The sequence below is a fragment of the Proteus faecis genome (genome assembly GCF_003144395.1).
GTDB lineage: Bacteria > Pseudomonadota > Gammaproteobacteria > Enterobacterales > Enterobacteriaceae > Proteus > Proteus faecis.
The window spans coordinates 313,873-338,395 of record NZ_PENZ01000045.1; the positions used below are offsets into that span (position 1 = coordinate 313,873).

Consider the following 24,523-nt stretch of genomic DNA (forward strand, 5'->3'; position numbering starts at 1 on the left):
TGTTCCGCCTTGGATTGCCTGATCCCCCCCATAAATTGGTCAAGACCTTGCAATGCCCCGGCAACCACCATGCTTGTAACAATAGATTTAGCGGTATCACTACGGCCGAGGGATTCAATAGTTTTATAAATACTGCCTTTGTTTTCGGCTAAAGATACCGCTGCTTGCGATACTAAAGAGGCAAAACCTGCTTGTGCTGCAACAGATGCCGTTGAAGCCACACTGGCTGATGCACCTGCCGCAATAGTTGCTTTACTTGCCATTCCGCTAATGGTCGCCGCGGTTGCAGTACCATAAGTTGCGACCCCTACCGCGATGGCAATAACGGCACCGACAACAGGATTTAATTGCTGAGTTTTATCATCCAAATTGGAATAAGTGTCTTTCACTAAATTCCAATTAATATTTTCTTGACGTTGAAGAGAGTTAAGCCAAGCATATTCTGGTGTATTACTTAAAACGGTTAATGCTTGTTCTAGTGATTCTTTTTTCTTAGCTTTAATATCCGCAGATATGCCTTTTGGGGCATCAATTGTGAGCTTTCCGCCAATATAGAGTTCAGGTAATACCCATATTCCTTTGGTATATCCCTGATCACGCTGAGTAATATAAATATCTTTTGAATTGGTAATAACTTGTTTAAAGGCAGTGTTTTTTACTGCTTTAAAATTAACTTTTCCTATTTTACTGGTTAACTTGGCATTTTTTGCTGTATCAATTTTAGTCGCTTCTAAAGTGATATCATCTTTAGCAAATAAATTAATATTGCCATTAGCAATAAATTCGGTAACTTTATTATTGGTGTTATAAAATGTTTTCGTATATTTCTTTTTAGTAATACACAAAGTCCACTTATTACATTTTTTCTTTTCTTCTTTGTAGTAACTCGACTCTTCCATTGCTTGCGCGTAAAGGAACCCACCTTTAGCCGCGATATCAATCTCTTTATTGGCAGTTAATTTTGATGCCTGAAATAAAATACTACCCTCAGATAATAGTGTTAGATTATTACCACTATTAATTTCAGTACTGACTTGTTTACGAAGTTCTTCTAAGTCAGAACCCGACTCTTTACGAAAATGCGTTCTTACTGATCCCAATTGAATATTGCCACCACTTGAAATAGTGACATCACCCTCTGATTTAAACGAACTTCCTTCTGTGATTAATGTACCTGATGACGCAATAGAAATGCCTTTATTGCCAGTTATCGTTGCTGTGGCATACTGAATATCTTGAGCATCTTCATGGGGATCTTTGATAGCAGAATAAGCGTTTGCACCCAGCTTTATATTTCTACCTGCTAATACAATGACTTTATCTTTTGAATTTAATACTGTTGAACTTAAATCAATATCACGAGCGGCATTTAAAATAAGGTTATTGTTTGAAAATAACTTAGACTGTAATTGAGGATAATGAACATCACTAAAGAAAGTATTGGCTTCTTTGATTGATTTAGAGGAAAGAAAAATATCCTGTCCGACATTAAAGGTTATGGCTTTATTACTGTTATATTTTATTCCTTGACTAATAATATCTTTACCGGAAGTGAAAGTAATATCACCTCGCGTTTTCCAGCTTTCCGTTTTTGCTAATGCAGGTTCTTGAGTATATAAATGAAAATACGGTAATATTTTAAAAAGTGCTGATTCATCTCTCTGAATTTTTATATCACCATGTGCAATCACACTTAAAGAATTAGCATTATTAATCTCAATATTATTAAAAGTTATACCTTGTCCAGATTGAAATAAAACAGAATCAGAGACATTAATAACCGGTGGAGTTAAAACGTTATTTTCATTAAATGCAGAAATAGGATTTAATGTATAATCAATTTTTCCATTCTTAGCAAGAACAACACTATCTTTTGCTGTTAAATCTACTTGGTTAAGTTCTATATTTTTATTTGAAATTAAGCTTAATGATTTTTTAGATGAGAGATGTGAATCTTTTACTATAAGATCTCCACTAGAAATAATAGATAAATCATTATTTGAATTTATATTTGAAGATATATTAATAGAACTAGAATTAAGCAGTATACTACTAGCTAAAAAATTATACCCTGAGTGTAATTTATTTGTTATTTTTTTAATCTTAGAATATTGAAATGATACTTTAGTTTCTATATTTATAGAGTTTTTAAAATCTAAAACTAAATTACCTTTCGCTCTAATATATTCATTTTTGTTTTCAAATTTAAAATTATAACTATGATTATCAGTGGAAACATATGGTATATATATATTCTTTTCTATAATTTGATTTCTCAACCTGATTGTTAGGGATCTCAAATAGTGGATTTACTTCTGGAAGTAATAGCACTATTTTTATATATTACCCATTTATCTAATTGACCTATTGAATAATCTAAAAAATAAGCATCCTTACCAGTTAAAATAGAATTATTATTTGCTAAAATAGATGATTGATGATTTGAGATACTATTGGATTGAACATATAAATTATTACCAGAGATAATTTTAGAACCAACATAACTTGAAATTAAATCTACTTTTTTCCTCTCACTATTTATACCATAATCATCATTTAAATTTGCCACCCCAAACCATTTTTTTCTTCTCTCATCTATTAATTCAGGTATATAAGCAATAATATATGCTTCATAATTACCATGGGAAAAACTGCTACTAGGATAAGGTGGAATAAATTGATTTCTCACACTGTAAAATTTTTTAGAATCAGGCTCTTGTTTTATCTCTTTAAATAAAGGAGTAATAGATTCATTAACCAACTTCTTTGTTCTAATAATCAAATCACCCTTTTCTGTTTTTATTGTTGCTGATTGATTTTCAATTAAACTACTAGGATCACCCTGTGCATTTTTTTGTATCCATAAATTATCTTTTGCTTGAATAAGTGCTTTTTTGCCTTTATTAGTGAGTTTATCTGCAAATAAACGCATATCTTTTTCTGAGATAATTTCACTATGATTAGTTAGTGTATTAGATGCTAACGTAATATCCCTTTTTGCTTTTAACTTTGCATTACTATTAATTTGTAATTCTTTACTGCTAACATTAATATCTTGTTCAGATTGAATATTGCCATTAAAGGTAATTTTTCCATCAACCGTTAAATTCACACTATTTTGAGTTGTCTGAATATGACTTAAATTAACACCGACTCCCTTTTCTGTGCTGACTAGGCGTATTTGATTGGCATACATTCCCCCCAGTACTTTCGTATCAATAGAGATTGTTGGCTTTATGTCTTCTCCAATAAGGTTATTTACTGTTCCTTTTTCAAAATCAATACGGTTATTTCCTTGCATTAAAGAAAGGTTTTTAGCATTTATTTTCCCGTTTAACTCAATACTACGGCTAATAATGTCAGCATAATTTTGCAACTCGGTATTCATACCTTGTTTACCAATAACAACACTGCCTTTTTTCACTTCTATTGCTGAATAGGCACCTTGAGGGCTAAATTGAGATCTTCCTGTCGTAAGCGTAATTGCAGGGGTATTAATAAACGAACAGCCATCACACGTAATACCATTCGGATTTGCAATAACCACTTTCGCCTGTTCACCTGCAACTTCTAATTTTCCTAATAACTGTGAACGTCCATTTCCTACCACTTCATTAATAATTAAATGCGCTGCATTACCTTTTAAATTGGCATTGGCATTCACTTGTTTAGCTAATTGTGTATTAACCGAAGTTGTTGCATTATTAAGTACAACACCTTGTTTACCTACATTAAAAGAATGGAATTGATTATGAGAAATACCAGTATTATTAGGTGTGGCAATATTAATAATAGGAATAGTATTTTGCTGACTTATTTTTATTGTTTTATCGGATGGAGTAATTACAGAACTCCAAGCAGGATGTAATGGATAAATAGCGGTTAAATAAATAATACTATAGCTAATTAAGCGCTGTTTTCGAGAGATATCCTTTTCGTGCATAAAAACCTCCAAATTTTAAATAGCAAAAGAAATAGACCAAAATAAAGACCAATGTTCAGGTTTTAATGATGTGGGATAAAACATAGGCTTATTAATTAATATCTGAGAGGAAAAAATAGAGTGATCAAAAGAAGCACCTATTGCGCTTCCTATTATTTTATTTTTCTTTGTTTCATATTTATCTGAATGAGCAACGCCATAATCAAGTGCAAAAATAAAATTAACATTACCTAAAAAACATTTTATTTGTGGTGTGTTTATTTCATTACGCCAATAAAATCCACTATTCGCATTCAGTTTTGTTTCTTTATATCCACGAGTTGCCTTTATTCCATCAATTGCAACTCTTTCTATACTATAAAGATTATCTGGCGTATATTGCCCATAAAATGACGTAATATAGACAAATTTGTTAAGAAATAAATGTTGATAGCTTAAATTTATGCTTAGTTTTCGATAATGACTACGAGGTGAGTTTTCAGCAATATAATCAGATGATGCACCAAAAAAAGAAAGCCCCATTTCTACCATTGGATAAATCGTTAAATATCCTCGTTCTATAGTTAAGCTATATTGAGGGCTAAATGATAAAGAAGTTAATGTGGGGCTATTTATTCGTAGTGCTTGTTGTCCTAATTTTGTTTTTGCTTTTTTATTTTTTAACGTTCCCTTTAGGGTTATACGTTGTTTATTATCACGATAGACTAAACGGCTAATATCAAATTGTTGATCTCTATTTTTGTTTTTATAACTATATTGAGCCTTATAGCTTTGAAAAGGATATGAGGATTGACTATGAGATAATTGATACTGATAAAACCAGTACCCATAAGGAATATTCACACTTACAGAATAAGAACGAGAATAGTGCGAACGAGATAAATCTGTATTTGAACTTAGTGAAAACCCCCATTGTTCGCCTAATCCAAATAATGAATCAACAGTTGTAGTATTAGCTAATAGAATTTCACCTGTTGTTTTGGTACCTGAGTTATCAACGGTTAATTGATTTTTAAATGGCGATCTTTTATTTTTTTGAACAATAAAAATAGAAGAATACCCCACACTATTACTTGGTTTTATATCTAATGTATATTGTGATGTTGTTAATCGATTAAGTTGTTCAAGCCCATGCTCTAAATCACGTAAATTAAGTGTTTTTTCTTTATACGATGGAAAGATAATATTGATTAATTGAGAAGATATATTATCAATAAAAATATCTTTTATTTTTCCTTCTATGACTTTAATTGTAAGTTTATTATTAGAGCGATCTTGATGAGAAATAAGCGCCCGTGAAGTGATATAACCGTTTTTAATATATTCATTTGTTATAGTGTTAACGATACTCTGTATATCATTTACTGCTAAACATTGATGTAAATATTTTGATGTTAATTGATTTTGTTTTTTACTACTTAACAAACTAGCGTCTTCTATTTTTATTTTATTAATTATAAAGCAATTATTTTTATTAACATCAGAAAAACTCATTTTATTTACTGATATTAATAAAAAAAATAATAACCAGTTAATCATTTTATTTTTAAATTTATGCATATAAAAATCATCCTTGAATTATTTTTTATATCATTACATAAGCTATCTAACTTAATGGTTATCATTTTTTAATAGACGCATATTTTTTAATAGATGCTTATTTTTTAATTAAGAATAATTCAACAGATATTGACAATGTTTAATTAACTCGATATTGGTAAGTACTCTATTTGCTCGAAAAAGCGACGGATAATAATAATGAAATACTTGCAACTCAAAAAAACACAATTTCGATTAAGCGATACACTCTGTTTGCAAATTAATGACTTAACGATTAATGAAGGTGACAGTTGGGCATTTGTGGGCAGTAATGGCAGTGGTAAAACAGCATTATCAAATGCACTATGCCAAGAAGGTCTTTTGCTATCAGGTGAGTTTATCAATACATTTTCTCATCCAATTAGTCTCTCTTTTGAAAAATTACAAAAAATGATTGAAGAAGAGTGGCGTCGCAATAACACAGATTTACTCAGTGAAGGTGAAGAAGATACTGGCTTGACCGTGGCTCAAGTTATTCAAATGCAGGTAAAAGATGATGACCGATGTTTTTTATTAGCCAAACAATTTGGTGTTGAATATTTGCTATCAAGACGGTTTAAATATCTATCCACAGGTGAATCTCGGAAAATATTACTTATCCAGCTTTTAATGAATAAACCTGATCTATTAATCTTAGATGAACCTTTTGATGGCCTAGATATTGATTCTCGTCGCGCACTAAATGAACTACTCACTCTATTACATCAACAAAATCTGACTATCATCCTAATTTTAAATCGTTTTAATGATATTCCTGATTTTATTCAGTATGCAGGTCTACTGATTAACTGCGAATTGGTCGCCAACGGTAAAAAAGAACAGATTTTATCTGATTCGGTAATAGGGCAATTATCTCACAGTGAAACCCTTGAAAATCTCACACTGCCAGAACAAGATCCATCTAATGCTATTCCTCAATTACCACTAACGCTTTCCCCTATCATGCTAAAAGATGGAGTAGTGAGCTATAACGACAAACCTGTGCTTCATCATTTAACTTGGGAAGTCAAACCTCACCAACATTGGCAAATCTTAGGTCCTAATGGCGCAGGAAAATCGACATTATTAAGCTTAATTACTGGCGATCACCCTCAAGGCTATAGTAATGACTTAACATTATTTGGCCGTAAAAGAGGAAGTGGCGAAACGATATGGGAAATTAAACGCCATATCGGTTATGTCAGTAATGCCTTACACCAAAGCTATCGCGTCTCTTCAAGTGTAAAAAATGTCATTATTTCAGGTTTTCATGACTCAATTGGTATTTATCAGGCTATTACAGATAAACAGCTTAAACTCGCTGATGAATGGTTAACATTGATTGGTTTAACAAACCATGCCAATAGTCCATTTCATGCTTTATCATGGGGACAACAACGCTTAGTGCTAATTGTTAGAGCGTTGGTTAAGCACCCTACTTTGCTTATTCTTGATGAACCACTGCAAGGATTAGACACAACGAATCGACTCTTAGTGCAGCGTTTTATTGACATCATGATAAGTCATAGTAATACACAGCTTCTCTTTGTGAGTCACCATCAAGAAGACGCACCATTATGTATTACTCATCGATTGACTTTTATTAAAGACGGCGAAATTTATCGTTATCAGCAAGAAATTTGTTAAATATGGTTTTTTACTGTCATAATTAGGGCAATGATTTTAGAAATTAACGCTAAACTTAGGCCTGAATTTTTATTTAAATCGACAATTTTTTGCTTATTATTTGAACAATAATAAATAAAAAATGTGTCGCTTTTATAGACGTTATTTTCGTCTATTTTTCATACAAAACGGATATTTTGTTTTTTTACGCCGATCCCGCTAGATTAATAGCTTGAACGATTAAGCAAAAGGTGTGATAACTGTGCAATAATTCATCGAACAAACGACATTTTTGACTTAATCCCTCTTGTTTTGTCACTTATGTTTGGCGTTCTTGTCGATGATCCATATAATGATTGAAGTGCTAATTTTAAACTTATATTAAGAAAGTAATTATAGGAGTCTAAACTATGGCAGTAACTAAGCTTGTGCTAGTTCGACACGGTGAAAGTGTATGGAACAAAGAAAACCGTTTTACAGGCTGGACTGACGTTGAGTTGTCCGAAAAAGGCCGTAATGAAGCGCAAGAAGCAGGTAAACTGCTGAAAGCTGAAGGTTTTGTTTTTGACTATGCATATACTTCTGTTCTGAAACGCGCAATTCACACCCTGTGGAACATTCTTGATCAAGTTGATCAACAATGGCTGCCAGTTGAAAAAAGCTGGAAATTAAACGAACGTCATTACGGTGCTCTGCAAGGCTTAAACAAAGCTGAAACTGCTGAAAAATACGGTGACGAGCAAGTTAAACAATGGCGTCGTGGTTTTGCGATCACACCACCAGAATTAACTAAAGATGATGAGCGTTTCCCAGGTAAAGATCCTCGTTATGCTTCTTTAACTGAGGCAGAACTGCCATTAACTGAAAGCCTAGCACTGACTATCGACCGTGTAACACCATACTGGGAAGAAGTGATTAAACCACGTGTTGCTTCTGGTGAGAAAGTTATTATCGCCGCTCACGGTAACTCACTGCGTGCTCTGGTTAAATACCTAGACAACATGAGCGAAGATGAAATTCTTGAGCTGAACATCCCAACAGCTGTACCTTTAGTTTACGAATTTGATGAAAACATGAAACCAATCAAACGTTACTACTTAGGTAATGCTGACGAAATCGCAGCAAAAGCAGCCGCTGTTGCTAACCAAGGTAAAGCAAAATAATTTTACTTTTATTTTGAGTTACATAAAAAAATGCCACGTAAAAGTGGCATTTTTTATACTCTAAATTTAACTATTACGCTTTACTACGACGAGTTATAACCGCATCTGCTAATTGACGCAACAGCGTTTCAGTATCATCCCAACCAATACAAGCATCAGTGATACTCTTACCGTAAACCAAAGGCTCACCGCTTTCTAATGACTGACTACCTTCCACTAAATGGCTTTCAATCATCACACCGATTAATGCTTTTTCACCTGAGCTAATTTGTTGGCAAATATCAGCACCAACTTCCATTTGTTTCTCAAATTTCTTGCAACTATTAGCGTGACTAAAATCTACCATGACATTTTGTGGTAAACCGGCTTTTTTAAGCCCTTCTTTTACCACTGCGACATGTTCAGCGCTGTAATTTGGCTCTTTGCCACCACGCAAAATAATATGACAATCCTTATTTCCCGCTGTGCGCACTATCGCAGAGTGTCCCCATTTAGTCACTGAAAGAAAGCAGTGTGGCGATCCTGCAGCATTGATTGCATCAATAGCTACTTTAATGGTGCCGTCTGTACCATTTTTAAAACCAACAGGACAAGATAAACCCGATGAAAGCTCACGGTGTACTTGAGATTCTGTGGTACGAGCACCAATAGCCCCCCAACTCATTAAATCAGCAACATATTGAGGCGTTATCATATCTAAAAACTCGCCAGCAGTTGGCAAGCCACTATCATTAATTGTTAATAAAAGATTACGAGCAATACGTAAACCTTCATTAATATCAAAAGTATGATCCATATGAGGATCGTTAATTAGGCCTTTCCAACCTACAGTAGTACGAGGTTTTTCAAAATAAACACGCATGACAATTTCGAGTTTATCTTTCAGCTCTTCTCTAATAAGGCTTAAACGTTGTGCATACTCCAGCGCAGCTTTCGGATCATGAATGGAGCACGGTCCAATTACCACTAATAGACGATCATCTTTTCCAGCGAGGATTTGATGAATAGCTTCACGGGCATGACGAACTGTAAAAGCCGCATTATCAGTTGCTGGAAACTTTTCCAATAAAGCAACTGGCGGTAAGAGTTCATTAATTTGTGTTATTTTAAGGTCATCATTTTGATAATTCATTCCCGTGTATCCACTCTATGTTATCTAGTCAATGTTATTATTGCTTTTCCAATCTAACCATTCATTTTCTATCTGTAAACACCCTTTCAACCTAAAGCGCCTACGGTCATCTCTCTAAAAATTTCAATATAAAGGGAAATAGCGCACTTAAGCAAAATAATGATTCGAAATTGCGTTAGGAATAAGAATAAAAACGATGAGTATTAAGGCTGGAGAGAAAGATAACTCTGCCAGCCTTTTTTATTAGGAGAGATAATTATTTCTGCTAGAGTGTTTTGCTGCTTTGATCCACAAACGAGAACCATTAATAGCGATAGCCAGTAAAATAATATATTCAACAGACATTGCATAAACACCTTGTTTGTAGAATATAACAATACTAATCACATTAATAACAGACCAAATAAGCCAGTTTTCAACTAATTTCCGTGTCATTAAGATCATCGCGACAATAGAAAGAACCGTCATTGTCGAGTCCCAGAATGGGTAAGCATCAGGTTCAAGAACTGGTGTAGCTAAATTTGCACCAAAGACATTTAATATATCAACAGCAACAACAGCTAAATAACCAAATACCATATCAATATTGAAAGTAAGAGCTACAATAGCCGCTATCGAAACAACGATTAAAAAAAGACGATGGCTTGATTTTAACCAACGTATTTTCAATTCAGCCTGCTCAAAATCATTCACTCTGCTCCATGCATACCATCCATAAATATTGGCGGCAAAGAAGAAAATTTGAAGTAATAAGCTTGCATACAGCTGAATTTGAAAAAATATAATGGCAAATAAAGTGACATTAATCAGTCCAAACAAATAGTTAATAATTTTTTCCTGACTGGCAAGCCAAATACACAATAGTCCTGCGATGGTGCCAACTGCTTCAATCCATGAAAGTGGATATCCACCTTCTCCGAGTGGAATATTGACTAAAATATTATTGATACTAAACCAATTCATCACATCCATTTTTACAACCCCGACTTAATCATAGAAAAAACAAAGAAAATATGGGTTATTGCGACATCTTTGCAAAGTAGTAAAGATATATTATAAATTCATATTTATAATGGTACTTAGTTTTCAATATTAAACATTATGTTTCTGATTTATAAAAATAACAAACAAATGTTTTATATATTAAACAAATTATTCTAATTCTACTTTTTAAACAATAAAAACGACAAATAACTTTATTATATTTTACTTATTAGAGAGAAATATGGAGCCAACAACACGTTTAATCGATCGTATGCTATCTTTTGCCCTCCTTGATCCAAGAATTGAAGCCGTAGTGCTAACGGGATCATTAGGACGTAATAAAAAGATAGACAGTTATTCTGATATTGATATAGAGCTTATCGGTTATGGTGCGACTGAACTCGCAAAAAACCAACATTGGTTATCACAATTTGGTGATAGCTTAGTTAACTTACAATTAGAGTGTGAAGATCCTAGAGGTAAACTTTGGCCTATTTATTTACATATTTTAGCTCAAGGTCGCAAAATGGACATTATGATGGCAGAGCCTGAGCGTGTTTTTAACATGAAAACTGAAGGACTTAGCCCAGTTTACCAACGTGGATATCAAATATTACTCGATAAAACAGGTTTATGTGACGGGCTTCCTGAAATTAGCACTATAACGCCTCCTACGCTTTCAAAAGAGCAGGCGTATAACAATGCTCAAGAATTCTGGTTTGAGGCGACACAAGTCGCTGTAGCCATTCTGCGCCATGAATTTTGGTCCGCCAATTATCGTATAAATGATATGCGTGAATGGCTGATAACATTACTTGAGCAACTAGCCTTACAAACATCAACACAAGATGTGTGGTATCAAGGTAGAAATCTGAAAGAGTGGCTACCTAAGTTTTATTCATTGCGTTCATTAGAAAGCACCTTGGCAATGAGTACACCTTATGAATCAGCCGCGGCCCTTTCTGCCATGATGGCATTTTTCTTTGATGCTTCAAAACGGTTAAACCATCCTATCGATACAGCCATTAAAACCCAAGAACTTGTCAGTAATTGGTTAATTGATAATGAATTTTTGACTGAAAATGAATACACCCAAATCACGTCATCTATTATTTGCCATTACTGACTTAAATATCATTTTTAATCAAAGCGAGATAGTTTTTTCAATTTTGAGAAAACTGTCTTAGTTACTGAGCTAAATAGCTAGATGATGTTATTTATCAAAAGAAAATGAAGGGAAAATAATTAATAATCTGGTTGGCTATCAAAACGGTAATGAAAACAAGGAAGGATTTGAAATGGTGGGTCGTGGGCGATTCGAACGCCCGACCAATTGATTAAAAGTCAACTGCTCTACCGACTGAGCTAACGACCCATTTCAATAAAAACGGATTGGTATTCGAAAATGGTGGGTCGTGGGCGATTCGAACGCCCGACCAATTGATTAAAAGTCAACTGCTCTACCGACTGAGCTAACGACCCTTTTTCGAACTCGCCACATTCTCTGTGGCAACGGCGGGTAATAATACTGATTTAATGTTTTTGTGCAACGTTTTTTTTCAAAAAAACATTCAACCGTTGAAAAAACAATCATTTAACCCCGAAAATGCAACGTTTTACATTACGGGGTCAATAATTAGAGTGTTCCTAGCTGCTTTTGCGCTAATTTAGCGCCAGCGCTATTTGGATATTGCTTAATCACTTGTTGGTAAACAGCTTTAGCATTATCCTTTTGCCCTTTCTCTTGCATAATTAAACCAATTTTATAAAAGGCTTCACTTGCTTTTTGAGATTTTGGATAGTTTTTAACAACAATAGCAAAGGTGCTTGCAGCCTGATCCTTATTACCTTTTAAGTAATACATCTGACCCAACCAAAATTGTGCATTTGATTGATAGCTAGACTTCGGATAATTATTGATAAAGTTGTTTAGTTCAACAATTGCCTTATCGTAATCTTTAGAATTCAATACGATATCAATTGCTGCATTATAATCGGCCTTCTCATCACCTTGCCCTGCATTAGTTGCCGCAGAAGGTGTTGAAGAAGCAGTATTATCAGGTTGAGTGGCTTCTGTAGATGTTGAAGAAGCTCCACCACCAAGGCTATCTAATTGTTGATAGATGTTACGTTGGCGTTCAACAACTTGATTTAACTGGTATTGATTTTCCTGAATTTGACCACGTAACATATCAATATCACGCTGAGAATCAGCGAGTTGTTGCTGTAATTGAGTCAAAAGCTGGCTGTGAGCATTTGAAAAACGCTCAAGTTGGGCGAGTCGTTCATCGGTCGAACCTGAACCGATATTACTGATTGGCGCTTGGGCAATAGCGGCTACAGGAGCCGCTACGCCAACCAGTAACAACAGACTCATCAAGAAAGGTCTGAAGTTACTGTTGTTCATGCCGTTCTCTTAGTAATCCAGTACTGCACGACGGTTTTTCGCATAAGCGGCTTCGTCATGACCCAGTACAGCTGGTTTTTCTTTACCGTAAGAAACGATTGACAGTTGATCAGCTGATACGCCTTTACCTTGTAGGTACATTTTCACAGCGTTAGCACGACGTTCGCCCAGAGCGATGTTGTATTCTGGAGTACCGCGTTCGTCAGCATGACCTTCTACAGTGATACGTACTGAAGGATTAGCACGCAGGAATGCAGCGTGTGCATCTAACAGGTTAGCGTAGTCTGAGCTAATGTCATATTTGTCAAAACCGAAGTAAACGATGTTTTGTTGTTTCAGTTGTTCTAATTGCTGACGTGCTAATTCTTCAGCAGTAGGACCTTGTTCAACAACTGGTACATTGTTTGTATCAGTTTGATCTTCGTTTTTGTTTGAGCTACATGCTGCAACAGCAACGAGTGGTAATGCTAACATCAACCCTTTAAACACTTTGTTTAATTGCATCTCTATTTGTTCCTTTATTTGTTTGCCATACATAATTTTTATGCATCACATAAACGGTGACCAGGCAGGCGATTTAACCTGACCATCAGTCGCCGGAAGACGCGCTTTGAAACGTCCATCAGTCGATACTAGCTGCAAAATGGTGCCTAAGCCTTGTGTAGAGCTATAAATAACCATTGTGCCGTTAGGCGCGATGCTTGGCGTTTCATCCAGAAACGTATCTGTTAGATATTGTACGGAATTCGTTTCCAGATCCTGCTTAGCGATATGTTGCCTACCGCTTTCAGAACTCACCATAACTAAGAAACTACCATCTGGGCTTACTGCTGGGTTTTGATTTTGTTTACCTTCCCAAGTAATACGCTCTGGTGTTCCACCGTTAATATTAATCTTGTAAATTTGTGGACGTCCACCTTGATCTGAAGTATAGACTAAGGTTTGTCCATCTGGCATCCAATTTGGCTCGGTATTATTACTTCTGCCATTAGTTACCTGTGTCATATTTCCACTAGCTAAATCCATAACATACAGATTTAAGCTACCGCTCTTAGAAAGCGCAAATGCCAGTTTAGAGCCATCAGGTGAAAACGAAGGTGCACCATTATGTCTTGGGAATGATGCAATTTGGCGAATTTCACCTGTTGCTAATGTTTGCACTACTAAAGCAGATTGACCACTTTCAAAGGTCACATATGCAAGTTTAGCACCATCTGGCGACCATGCTGGTGACATTAATGGCTGTGATGAACGATAAACACGATCTTGGTTAAATCCATCATAATCTGAAACACGCAATTCATAAGGGTATGCGCCACCATTTGTCACAACAACATAAGCAATACGTGTACGGAATGCACCACGAATACCAGTTAGTTTTTCAAACACTTCATCACTAGCGGTGTGTGCAGAGTAACGTAGCCATTTAGATGGAACTTTAAACTCACTTTGAGATAAAACTGCACCTGGTGAGCCTGCAACATCAACTAGCTGATAACTTACTAAATATTGGCCATCTGCTGATGGTTGCACTCGTCCCACGACAACAGAATCAATGCCTAATGCAGTCCAAAGTGCAGGTTGGACTTCAGAAGCAGTAACGGGTTGTTGAGGTATACGAGATACATCAATCGGATTGAATTTTCCGCTATTTCGTAAATCAGCCGCAATTATACCAGCAATATCTTCTGGCATTTGACCAGTACCTTCCCATTTAAAAGGAACGACACCGATAGGGCGTGCTGTATTCACCCCTTGTGTAATTTCAATTCGAACTTCAGCGTTGGCCAGAGTGGTTACGCATAAAATTAAAAGCCCGAAAATAACATTTAATGCCTGCTTCATCATGTCTCCCTTTTATTATTGCGGTTATTACGCAATAACGCACAGAATAGTAACAAACGCTTTTCAACAACACCATACAACACATCAATAACATTCTAAAATAGCTATAAATTAGTGTATGTTTTCCTACAATCAGACAGTTTTATGGTTTAAACTCAATTACTGATGATTTTACTTGTTCATAAACATCTTTCGGTGGCTTCGGTAATTTAGCGGTATTTGCTGCTCTTAATGCCACTTGACATAAAGAAGGATCCCCACCTACAACCTTCGCACTAATTAACAAGCCATCAGGTGCAATACTGACTTTTAGCTCACAGGTTCGCCCTTTATACAACTCTGGGTCAATAAACTTTTGCTCAATAGCCGTTTTTACTTGTCCAATATAAGTAGCAACACCTGCATTATTGGCACCAGTACGATTTCCACCGCCTTGGCCAGCTGCGGCTGCACCACTTTGTTTGTTACCATCAGCCATTAAACCATCAAGTAAACTATCTACTGCCTTACTTTGCTGTTGAGCTGCGGCTTTGGCTTTAGCCTCTGCTGCTGCTTTAGCTTTTGCTTCTGCGGCTGCTTTGGCTTTAGCGTCCGCTTCAGCTTTCGCTTTTGCTTCAGCTTCTGCTTTCGCTTTTGCATCTGCCTCGGCTTTAGCTTTCGCCTCTTCCGCTTTTTGTTTCGCAGCTAAATCGGCTTGTTTTTTTGCTTCTGCTTCTGCTTGTTTTTTAGCATCAGCTTGTTCTTTTAAAATGCGATCACGTTCAGCTTTTGCTTGCGCAGCCGCTTCTTCTGCAACCTTTTGTTCTTCTTTTGCTTTAGCAGCAGCTAATGCGGCTTCACGTTTTTGAGCCTCTGCCGCCTCTTTCGCTTGTAAACGTTCAACTTCTAGCGTTTTCAAACGTTCTTGTTCTTTCATTTGCTGCTGACGCAACTCTTCTTCTTGTTGCTCAGCTCGCTCTTTACGCTCTTGCTCGGCTTTTTGGACGTTAGCTTGTTGCGCTTTTTGCTGATTATACTGTTGCACCACAGCATTAGGATCGACCATAATAGCATCAATAACTTGTCCATCAGATCCACCGCCACCGCCTAAATCCCATTTCTGAGTTAACGAACCCCAGATAAGTAAGGCTATAACGAGTAAATGCAAGGCGGTAGACAAGATAACTGAACCGCTCAATTTACTTCGAATTGGCTTCGTTTTCTTTCCCACGCTATTATCCAAACTTATTTCAACCTAATTACATAGGCTGAGTCATTAAACCTACAGATTTAACACCTGCTTGACGTAACATGTTGAGCGCTTTAATTATCTCATCATAAGGAACATCTTTAGCACCGCCAATAAGAAATACAACTTTCGGATTTTTTTCCAGTTGTCGTTTAGCTTCAGCCATAATCTGTTCTTGTGGTAATAATTCTAATACTTCCTGATCAACACGAATATTGTATTGCCCAACCCCTGCCACTTCGACAATCACAGGCGGATTATCACTACTTGAAACAGTTTGTGTCTCTGTTGCTTCAGGAAGATCAACCTCAACACTTTGCGAGATAATAGGTGCCGTTGCCATAAAAATAAGTAACAACACTAATAATACGTCGAGCAAAGGAACAATGTTAATCTCTGATTTTACGCCTCGGCGGCTACTGCGACCCCGTGCCATCAGCTCTCTCCTTCTGCGTTAACTATTTCTTTTCTGCGGAGGCAAAAGCTTGGCGATGTAAAATCGTCAGGAACTCTTCCATAAAGTTATCGTAACTTTGTTCCAGTTTATTTACACGCTGCGTAAACCGGTTATAAGCCATAACTGCGGGGATTGCCGCAAATAAACCGATAGCTGTTGCAATCAACGCTTCAGCAATGCCGGGGGCAACCATTTGTAACGTTGCTTGTTTAACACTACCTAATGCAATAAATGCATGCATAATCCCCCATACTGTACCAAACAGACCAATATATGGGCTGATAGAGCCAACAGTACCGAGGAAAGGAATATGAGTTTCTAAAGATTCTAATTCACGATTGAAAGAGACACGCATTGCTCTTGATGCACCATTAACAACCGCATCAGGAGCATGAACGCTTGCTTGATGCAAACGAGCAAATTCTTTAAATCCAGAATGAAAAATTTGTTCTGAGCCAGATAATTCATCACGACGAGCTTGGCTATCTTTATATAAACGAGCCAAATCAGTACCTGACCAGAATTTATCTTCAAAATCTGCAGCTTCACGATCGGCGGCATTCAGAACTTTAGTTCGCTGAATAATAATCGCCCAAGATGCAATAGAAAATCCGATTAAAAGCAACATGATCAACTTGACTAAAAGCCCTGCTTTTAGAAAGAGATCGATAACATTCATGTCAGCCACTACTTAAACTCCGCGATAATGGACTTAGGAAGCGCTACTGGCTTCATTTTTGATGAATCTACGCAGACAACGAGGACTTCTGCGCTACACAATACACAACCATCTTCATTAATAATCTTTTGAGAAAATGTCATTGAAGCACCACGCAATGTGGTAATTTCACTTTCTACTTGCAAAAGATTATCAAGTCGAGCTGGTGCAATATATTCTATTGATAATTTACGTACAACAAATACAACATGATCATACTCCCGTAAATCATGCTGATGAAAACCTTTTTCTCTAAGTAGTTCCGTTCTAGCGCGTTCAAAATATTTCAGATAACTGGCGTGATAAACAACACCACCGGCATCAGTATCTTCATAATAAACACGAACAGGCCAAAGAAACTGCATATTACCTCCCTTACATTCCCCAAGTTAAGTCCATAAATAATGTAGCTATAGGTTACCTAACTATACTTAAGAGGTCGCTCTAAGGGAATCGTAGTAACGTAAAGAATAGAAAACGCAGTTTTCAGGCGCCAATCATAAACTCTTCTTTGCAACACGCAATATGCTTTGTGCTCTGAATAGAAAAAATATTTTTATTAAGACAGCATAAAAATGCTTGCTAATTAGAAATTCATATATTGTCTAATTTAGTAGTATTATTTTTAATGACAAAAAAAAACCAGCTAAAAACTGGTTTTTCATATAAATCAATTAATTATTTAATATTGGGGTTTCATGAAGATAGTGCCATTGCCAACACTCATTATGAGAATTGCGTCTCAATAACACTACAGACTCACGTGTAAGAATTTTCTTATTTTCACTATGTGTTTCTTGATATCTGACAAGCGCCAAAAAATCTGACTGATATATTATTTTATAATCGTTCGTTTTTATTTTCAGATCACTTCTTTTTCCTGCATTTTGTCTAAACATCGCGATAACGTCATCATAACTCACTGCTTTTCCACTGATCCCTACCATTGAAAAGTCTTGGGATAAAACATTTTCTATTTTTGTAATAGCATCAACTGATAGTGGATATTGCGTAAAAACGGTTTCAATCTCATCATGCAAAGATTTGATGCTTTCTATAATTAAGTCAGTATTAAAATTCATCTTGTATTTCCTGTGTAATCACTTTTTTCTTTAGTGTGAATAATAAAATAAGTGGCAATATGCCTATCAATGCGCATATTAAAAAAGTCATGCTATAAGCTGTTTGTGGTAAACAAAAAAGAGAGAGAATATTAAATAACATAGCAACCATGGTTGCTCCGACACTAAAAACAACTTGTCTGTTAATATTCCAAATAACACTTGCTTGAACTAATTTTTGTGCACTAAAGTCATACAATGCTGTGGTTTGAGCGGTGTTAGCACCAATTCCACCACCCACTCCTATAATTAAATATACAATAATAAGTAATGGAATATCTGTATTACTATTTACAAATGTTAATAAAGAAATCCCAAGGCTGTGTAATAGCAATGCAATAATAAATAAGCGTTTCATACCTAATTTATTATAAAGTGCACCACTTATTGTTATTGAAATTAAAGCACCCAGTGCATACAACAACATAAAAACACCAGTTCCTTGAGCTGTAAATTTTAAATATTGTTGTAAATAAAAAATAGCGAGAATATTCACTCCAGTAAAAACACCTGGAATACAGTAATAAATAAAAATAGAGAGAGATAAATTTCTATTTTTTAACAGTGCTAAATTAATAACCGGTGATGAATGGTGTCGATAGTGGTAATAATAAAGTACAGCAAAAATTGTGGAAAGTACGGCAATCACTAAGGCAAGTAATGTTGAGTGATATTCACCATAAGCAGATAACGCGAACAATCCAAATACAATGATCAAACTAATAAGAATGATCCCTTTAATATCAGGTATAACGTTTTTTTTAGCTAAAGGCTCTTTTACCCAGATAAAGGCTAGAAATGCAGTTAGCAATGAGAATGGAATATTGCTATAAAAAACCCAGCGCCACGACACAACATCAACAATAAATCCACCTAATGTTGGCGATATTGCAGGAGCAACTAGAGCGATTGCCATAATAAGTGTTGAAATTTTGCTTCTCTCATGCCCTTGAAAATATTGAAACGTTAACGCTTGTCCAATTGGGATTAACAGTCCACCACTCACACCTTGAATAAAGCGCCAAAAAATAAGCTCGCTGAAAGCGTGAGAATATCCCACTAATGCAACCGATAAACTAAACATCAACATTGACGTTACCATCAATGCTTTAATTCCAAAACGTTGAGATAACCAGTGACTCAAGGGAATAATTAATGTTAATCCCAGAATATAACTATTTGAAACCCATGTAACAGAAACGATAGAGATCTGCATATCATCGGCTATTGCAGGTAATGCAATTGCTGACATAAAAATGTTAATACAATCAATAAAGAAGCCCAGCAAAAAAATAGATGCAATTCGATAACGGTAAGTCATAAAAATCCTCCGCACATAGAGTACGGAAGGTTGACGAATTTCGTCTATCTGACAAAATAGAATTTATTGTTTAATCAGAGTAAACAATCATGCAAAATCAAATTGATCGAATTCGTTCTTTTATTGCTGTTGTTGATACCGGCTCATTTACTCAAGCAGCAAAATATTTGCGACTCAGTAAGTCGATGGTAAGTATTCATATCAAAGCATTAGAAACAGAATTGGATGTCTCTTTACTCAATCGTAATACACGACGATTTTCACTGACGGAAACAGGGGAAATGCTTTATCAAGACTTTCGCCTTGTGCTAAGTCAGTTAGAACAAACTTTAGATAAGGCGCGATTAGGACAACAAGAGTTGCAAGGATCGTTGCGATTAAGTTCAACAGCTGAATTTGGTGAACACTATATTTTACCATTGCTCAATCAATTTAGACAGTTACACCCAAAGCTAAAAATACAATATGCATTTAACTCTTCTATTGAGGATTTAATAAACCATAAGCTTGATCTTGCTATTCGACTTGGTACATTGAAAGATAGCAATTACCGATCTACAAAGCTGGCTGATTATAAGATAAGTTTAGTTATTTCCCCTGATTTATTACAGAAATTCTCAATAAAAACTATCGACGACTTAAAGGTTATTCCTTATTTAGCAAATAGTAATTTACGTCAAAGTAAACTTTCATCATCTTTAGAGTTTAATATCTTACTGTCTCAGTTATCTCAAGATGCTTATTTTGAAACTAATACCATTGCGGCATTAAAAAAAATGGTGCTTTCGCATGCAGGAATGGCTATTTTGCCACATTGGTTTATTCATCAAGAATTATTGGAAGAAAAATTGGTTGTGCTGTTTCCTGATATTTCCTTATTAACGCAGTCCGTTAATATTATTTTCCCGTATAGTGAATATATTCCAAGAAAAACACGTTTATTTATTGATTATTTAAAAGAAAATATCCAGCTATAACGTTAGAAAAGCGAAAGAATTTAGCAAGGATATTTAGAAAATAAAATACCTTATTTCTTTTTCATACACTGAGCAGAAATAAGGTATTTTCTTAGAAGAAAAAGTAAATTAGCCCAACGACTAAAATAATAATTGCAGGGATTGGATGTAATAAACATTTTGCAACAACATGTTTAGGACGAAATGCTAGACCAAAAGTTGCTCCAGCACATACAGACCAAATAAGAAGGACACCTTGCCAAATTGCAAGTGAACTTGTGTTCGCTGCAAATCGGCTAGGATCCCACATGACACAAAATGCCATTACCAACGCCATGATTAAAACAAGAGCCCTAATAGGGCCCTTGTCTAAGAGTTGGTAGCTCTTATCCAACATTATTCTTCACTTTCTGAAGCTTTTTTCGCTTCAGCATGCTCGAAAGCCAGTCCTGCGATCACCGCAATACTACAAGCGAAGAGCGTTCCGAGAAGCCATGTAAAATACCACATTCTCTATGCTCCTTAGTACAGAGTATGATTATTGCCTTCGATAAATTTCTTATCGAGGCGACCATGCATTTTCCAGTAACACCAGATGGTGTAAAGGAGAACGATAGGTACAAAGATAATCGCAACAACTGTCATCACCTGAAGAGTAAACAGGCTAGAAGTTGCATCCCACATAGTTAAGCTCACATCTGGGAAAGTGCTTGAAGGCATCACAAATGGGAACATAGTCACACCACACGTCAGGATAACACCCGCAATTGTCAGTGAAGTGAACAGGAATGCCCAACCACCTTTATTTGCTTTAGTTGCAACAATCGCCAGTAATGGAGATAACAGACCTAAGGCTGGTAATACCCATAACACTGGATAATTGTTGTAGTTAGTCATCCAAGCACCCGCCTCATGAGAAACGGTTTTCAGTAGTGGAGATGATGGACCAGCTGTATCAATAGCGCTTGTAATAATAAAGCCATCAATACCATAGATTAACCATACACCAGCTAATGCGAATGCGATAAATGTAATTAATGAGGTAATGTAGGTTGTTTTACGAGTACGCTCATGTAATTCACCTGTTGTACGCATTTGAAGATAACTTGCACCATGTGCAACAATCATCATTAAGCTAACCACACCCGCTAATAAACCGTATGGGTTTAACAGACTTAACAAGTTGATCAGTGCATTAGTCGTACCGTTATAAGATACACGTTGCATGCTATCGACTTCTAAAGGTACACCTTGTAACAGGTTACCAAAAGCAACACCGATAACTAATGGCGGAACGAAGCTACCAATAAAGATACCCCAATCCCACATACCACGCCATTTTGGAGATTCCAGTTTAGAACGGTAATCAAAACCCACTGGGCGGAAGAATAAAGCCGCCAGTACGAAAATCATACCAAAATAGAAACCCGAGAATGCCGCAGCATAAACCATTGGCCATGCAGCGAATAATGCACCACCTGCTGTGATTAACCAGACTTGGTTACCATCCCAGTGAGGTGCAACAGAGTTAATCAAAATACGGCGTTCAGTGTCATCTTTCGCGATAACGCGTAGTAACACCCCTACACCCATATCAAAACCATCAGTGACCGCAAAGCCAATTAGTAAGATACCAATCAGTAGCCACCAAACAAATCGCAATACTTCATAATCAAACATAGTGGACTCCTGTGTTACTTACTTTGAGAAGAAGCTGTCTTCTGTTCAAAGTGATAGCGACCCGTCTTCAGGCTACTCGGCCCAAGACGACCAAATTTGAACATCAGGAACATTTCAGCAATTAGGAACAGTGTATACAGACCACAGATAAGTCCCATAGATACTAGGATATCAGCCTGTGTCAATGAAGAAGTTGCTACAGCCGTAGGCAGGATTTCACCAATCGCCCATGGTTGACGTCCATATTCTGCAACAAACCAACCTGCTTCAACTGCGATCCATGGTAATGGAATACTAAACAGAGCAGCACGCAGTAACCATTTATAGTTACCAATGCGGTTAGACAGAACTGTCCAGAAGGAAATCGCAACAACTAGTAACATCAGGAAGCCTGAAGCAACCATGATACGGAACGACCAGAACAGTGGTGCAACATTAGGAATAGTGTCTTTTGCAGCAGATTTGATTTGCTCTTCTGTTGCATCAACAACTTTATCAGTATAACGCTTCAGTAATAAGCCGTAACCTAAATCTTGTTTAGCATCATTAAATGCTGCACGAATAGCAGGATCAGTATTACCTGCGCGTAATTCGCTTAATAATTCGTAAGCTTTCATACCATTACGAATACGAACTTCGTGCTGACTCATCAGATCATTAAGACCTAATACAGGCGTGTCGAAAGAACGCGTTGCAATAATACCCATGACGTAAGGGATTTGTAATGCGAACGAGTTTTCCATTTTTTCTTGATTAGGGAATGCAATCAGATTAAATGCAGCTGGAGCGGGTTCTGTATGCCATTCACCTTCAATTGCAGCCAATTTGGTTTTCTGTACGTCACCCATTTCGTAACCAGATTCATCACCCAGCACGATAACAGATAATACAGCTGCGATACCAAAAGTAGCAGCAACTGCGAAAGAACGTTTTGCAAAACCAATATCACGACCTTTGAGCAGGTAGTAAGAGCTGATACCCAGAACAAAGAATGCACCAGTACAGTAACCAGCAGCAACGGTGTGAACAAATTTAACTTGAGCGACAGGGTTTAAAACCAGATCAGCAAAACTCAACATTTCCATTCGCATGGTTTCAAAGTTGAAGTCTGCAGCGACAGGGTTTTGCATCCAACCATTCGCAACAAGGATCCATAAAGCAGAGAAGTTAGAACCGAAAGCAACTAACCAAGTTACCATCAAGTGTTGCTTCTTACCTAAGCGATCCCAGCCAAAGAAGAACAATCCGACGAAAGTTGATTCTAAGAAGAACGCCATCAAACCTTCGATTGCTAAAGGTGCACCGAAGATATCACCGACGTAATGAGAGAAATATGACCAGTTAGTACCAAATTGGAACTCCATGGTCAACCCAGTTGCGACACCCAGAGCAAAGTTAATACCAAATAACTTACCCCAGAACTTTGTCATATCTTTGTAAACTTGTTTACCCGACAGAACATATATCGTTTCCATGATTGCCAGCATAAACGCCATACCCAGCGTTAATGGGACAAACAGGAAGTGATACATTGCTGTTAAGGCAAACTGTAACCGTGACAGTTCGACAATATCAAACATCTTGACTCCTTGCTCCTAGCAGGAAGACACCGACTTGCGGCAACCCGACTTTATTAAATTATAAAGCCTCATAACTACCAGCAATAAATGCCTCTAAAAACAACAACGAATATTAAAGACCAAAAACACAATACCTTACAAATAGTACGCTTATATTTACATATAATAAATATATTTTGCGTGACCCAGATTTGAATTCTGAGCTTAGGTCAACAATACGACTTTTAGGTTTGTAACAGCATATTTGATCGTGTGCCAATTTAAGCATATTCAGAAATTTTTTCCACAATTAATAACTTGACCCACATCAAAAAAACACTTTAATGTTAACTAGTTGCGAATAAATTACCCAATAGTTACCATAGTGTTAATGCAATGTTGTTTTTGTTTTTGAGTATTATTTACCTCCTCATAACTTCCATAATAAAATTAACTTTTTATTTTCATAAAAGACTTAAAAATAAACACATTTAATTGTGTTTTATTAATTTTAATATCAATTTGATTTTTTTGCAGGTAAATAATAAATATTTTAAAAAAATAATCTATTAATTAATAAGTTAAAATTTACAAAAATGTAAATATAAAAAATACTCTCAATTATTTTATCTAATAAAGATATATGAAAAGTCTAATCTTGCTTATTGATTCCTAATGTTATTTTTTTATAGTCCTTTTTTATTCTAAATAAACGAAGTGCAATAAATCTGTATTTAACTGACAAAACGCAAAACAGCCATTAACACAAAAAAAGGAAATAAACACAAATAAATCAATAAGATAA

21 protein-coding genes, 2 tRNA genes and 1 pseudogene are annotated in these 24,523 nt (G+C 36.0%); 4 read left to right on the forward strand and 20 right to left on the reverse strand.

What is annotated here, in order from left to right; genetic code table 11:
• Positions 1-65: 65 nt before the first annotated feature.
• The 3 genes and pseudogenes from DK858_RS18460 to DK858_RS15235 all read right to left on the reverse strand — a co-directional run.
• A pseudogene (locus DK858_RS18460) lies at positions 66-899 on the reverse strand (DUF637 domain-containing protein); the annotation flags it as partial.
• Between the two features lie 1,397 nt (positions 900-2,296).
• Positions 2,297-3,943, reverse strand: coding sequence for a filamentous hemagglutinin N-terminal domain-containing protein (locus DK858_RS18385; RefSeq protein ID WP_228407340.1), 1,647 nt, complete (start codon positions 3,941-3,943; stop codon positions 2,297-2,299).
• A gap of 15 nt (positions 3,944-3,958) precedes the next feature.
• Complete coding sequence (locus DK858_RS15235) at positions 3,959-5,503, reverse strand: ShlB/FhaC/HecB family hemolysin secretion/activation protein (RefSeq protein ID WP_109398127.1); 1,545 nt, start codon at positions 5,501-5,503, stop codon at positions 3,959-3,961.
• A gap of 198 nt (positions 5,504-5,701) precedes the next feature.
• On the opposite strand from DK858_RS15235, the gene modF reads away from it, so the two are divergent.
• Positions 5,702-7,168, forward strand: coding sequence for a molybdate ABC transporter ATP-binding protein ModF (gene modF / locus DK858_RS15240; protein ID WP_109398128.1), 1,467 nt, complete (start codon positions 5,702-5,704; stop codon positions 7,166-7,168).
• Positions 7,169-7,557: 389 nt separating this feature from the next.
• Positions 7,558-8,310: a 2,3-diphosphoglycerate-dependent phosphoglycerate mutase gene (gpmA, locus tag DK858_RS15245; RefSeq protein WP_109398129.1), complete on the forward strand. Its 753-nt coding sequence runs from the start codon at positions 7,558-7,560 to the stop codon at positions 8,308-8,310.
• Positions 8,311-8,383: 73 nt separating this feature from the next.
• On the opposite strand, the gene aroG is transcribed toward gpmA, so the two are convergent.
• Complete coding sequence (gene aroG, locus DK858_RS15250; protein ID WP_109398130.1) at positions 8,384-9,442, reverse strand: 3-deoxy-7-phosphoheptulonate synthase AroG; 1,059 nt, start codon at positions 9,440-9,442, stop codon at positions 8,384-8,386.
• Between the two features lie 243 nt (positions 9,443-9,685).
• The gene (gene pnuC, locus DK858_RS15255; protein ID WP_109398131.1) at positions 9,686-10,414 is read right to left on the reverse strand and encodes a nicotinamide riboside transporter PnuC; all 729 of its coding nucleotides are present in this window, start codon (positions 10,412-10,414) and stop codon (positions 9,686-9,688) included.
• Between the two features lie 253 nt (positions 10,415-10,667).
• On the opposite strand from pnuC, the gene DK858_RS15260 reads away from it, so the two are divergent.
• Positions 10,668-11,552: an aminoglycoside 6-adenylyltransferase gene (locus tag DK858_RS15260; RefSeq protein ID WP_109398132.1), complete on the forward strand. Its 885-nt coding sequence runs from the start codon at positions 10,668-10,670 to the stop codon at positions 11,550-11,552.
• Positions 11,553-11,725: 173 nt separating this feature from the next.
• On the opposite strand, the gene DK858_RS15265 is transcribed toward DK858_RS15260, so the two are convergent.
• From DK858_RS15265 to DK858_RS15315, 11 genes are all read right to left on the reverse strand, one after another.
• Positions 11,726-11,801, reverse strand: a tRNA-Lys gene (locus DK858_RS15265).
• Between the two features lie 31 nt (positions 11,802-11,832).
• Positions 11,833-11,908: transfer RNA gene (locus tag DK858_RS15270), tRNA-Lys, on the reverse strand.
• Positions 11,909-12,062: 154 nt separating this feature from the next.
• On the reverse strand, positions 12,063-12,833 hold the full coding sequence (cpoB, locus tag DK858_RS15275) for a cell division protein CpoB (RefSeq protein ID WP_109398133.1): 771 nt from the start codon (positions 12,831-12,833) through the stop codon (positions 12,063-12,065).
• Positions 12,834-12,842: 9 nt separating this feature from the next.
• Positions 12,843-13,337, reverse strand: a complete 495-nt coding sequence (gene pal / locus DK858_RS15280) for a peptidoglycan-associated lipoprotein Pal (protein WP_072070586.1) — start codon at positions 13,335-13,337, stop codon at positions 12,843-12,845.
• Between the two features lie 45 nt (positions 13,338-13,382).
• The gene (tolB, locus tag DK858_RS15285) at positions 13,383-14,678 is read right to left on the reverse strand and encodes a Tol-Pal system beta propeller repeat protein TolB (protein ID WP_109398134.1); all 1,296 of its coding nucleotides are present in this window, start codon (positions 14,676-14,678) and stop codon (positions 13,383-13,385) included.
• Positions 14,679-14,820: 142 nt separating this feature from the next.
• A complete protein-coding gene (tolA, locus tag DK858_RS15290; RefSeq protein ID WP_109398135.1) occupies positions 14,821-15,888 on the reverse strand; it encodes a cell envelope integrity protein TolA in 1,068 nt (355 codons plus the stop codon).
• Between the two features lie 28 nt (positions 15,889-15,916).
• Positions 15,917-16,342, reverse strand: coding sequence for a colicin uptake protein TolR (gene tolR / locus DK858_RS15295; protein ID WP_023581195.1), 426 nt, complete (start codon positions 16,340-16,342; stop codon positions 15,917-15,919).
• A gap of 22 nt (positions 16,343-16,364) precedes the next feature.
• Positions 16,365-17,051: a Tol-Pal system protein TolQ gene (tolQ, locus tag DK858_RS15300; RefSeq protein WP_036912094.1), complete on the reverse strand. Its 687-nt coding sequence runs from the start codon at positions 17,049-17,051 to the stop codon at positions 16,365-16,367.
• The gene (gene ybgC, locus DK858_RS15305; RefSeq protein ID WP_006537646.1) at positions 17,051-17,446 is read right to left on the reverse strand and encodes a tol-pal system-associated acyl-CoA thioesterase; all 396 of its coding nucleotides are present in this window, start codon (positions 17,444-17,446) and stop codon (positions 17,051-17,053) included. The genes tolQ and ybgC overlap by 1 nt, the downstream gene beginning before the upstream one ends.
• Before the next feature lie 309 nt (positions 17,447-17,755).
• Positions 17,756-18,163 (reverse strand): DUF4440 domain-containing protein, encoded by a 408-nt coding sequence (locus DK858_RS15310; RefSeq protein WP_109398136.1) that lies wholly within the window; start codon positions 18,161-18,163, stop codon positions 17,756-17,758.
• Positions 18,153-19,523: an MFS transporter gene (locus DK858_RS15315; RefSeq protein WP_109398137.1), complete on the reverse strand. Its 1,371-nt coding sequence runs from the start codon at positions 19,521-19,523 to the stop codon at positions 18,153-18,155. The genes DK858_RS15310 and DK858_RS15315 overlap by 11 nt, the downstream gene beginning before the upstream one ends.
• An 89-nt stretch (positions 19,524-19,612) precedes the next feature.
• On the opposite strand from DK858_RS15315, the gene DK858_RS15320 reads away from it, so the two are divergent.
• The gene (locus tag DK858_RS15320; protein ID WP_109398138.1) at positions 19,613-20,500 is read left to right on the forward strand and encodes a LysR family transcriptional regulator; all 888 of its coding nucleotides are present in this window, start codon (positions 19,613-19,615) and stop codon (positions 20,498-20,500) included.
• Between the two features lie 91 nt (positions 20,501-20,591).
• Here DK858_RS15320 and ybgE read toward each other — a convergent pair whose 3' ends face one another.
• The 4 genes from ybgE to cydA are packed head-to-tail and all read right to left on the reverse strand — an operon-like array spanning position 20,592 to position 23,739.
• Entirely contained in the window at positions 20,592-20,876 is a 285-nt protein-coding gene (ybgE, locus tag DK858_RS15325) for a cyd operon protein YbgE (RefSeq protein WP_006537652.1), read from the reverse strand.
• Positions 20,876-20,989: a cytochrome bd-I oxidase subunit CydX gene (gene cydX / locus DK858_RS15330; RefSeq protein WP_072062915.1), complete on the reverse strand. Its 114-nt coding sequence runs from the start codon at positions 20,987-20,989 to the stop codon at positions 20,876-20,878. The genes ybgE and cydX overlap by 1 nt, the downstream gene beginning before the upstream one ends.
• A gap of 12 nt (positions 20,990-21,001) precedes the next feature.
• Positions 21,002-22,159 carry a cytochrome d ubiquinol oxidase subunit II gene (gene cydB / locus DK858_RS15335; RefSeq protein ID WP_006537654.1) on the reverse strand — a complete coding sequence of 386 codons (1,158 nt, stop codon included), beginning with the start codon at positions 22,157-22,159 and terminating at the stop codon, positions 21,002-21,004.
• A gap of 14 nt (positions 22,160-22,173) precedes the next feature.
• Entirely contained in the window at positions 22,174-23,739 is a 1,566-nt protein-coding gene (cydA, locus tag DK858_RS15340; protein WP_072062916.1) for a cytochrome ubiquinol oxidase subunit I, read from the reverse strand.
• Positions 23,740-24,523: the final 784 nt, after the last annotated feature.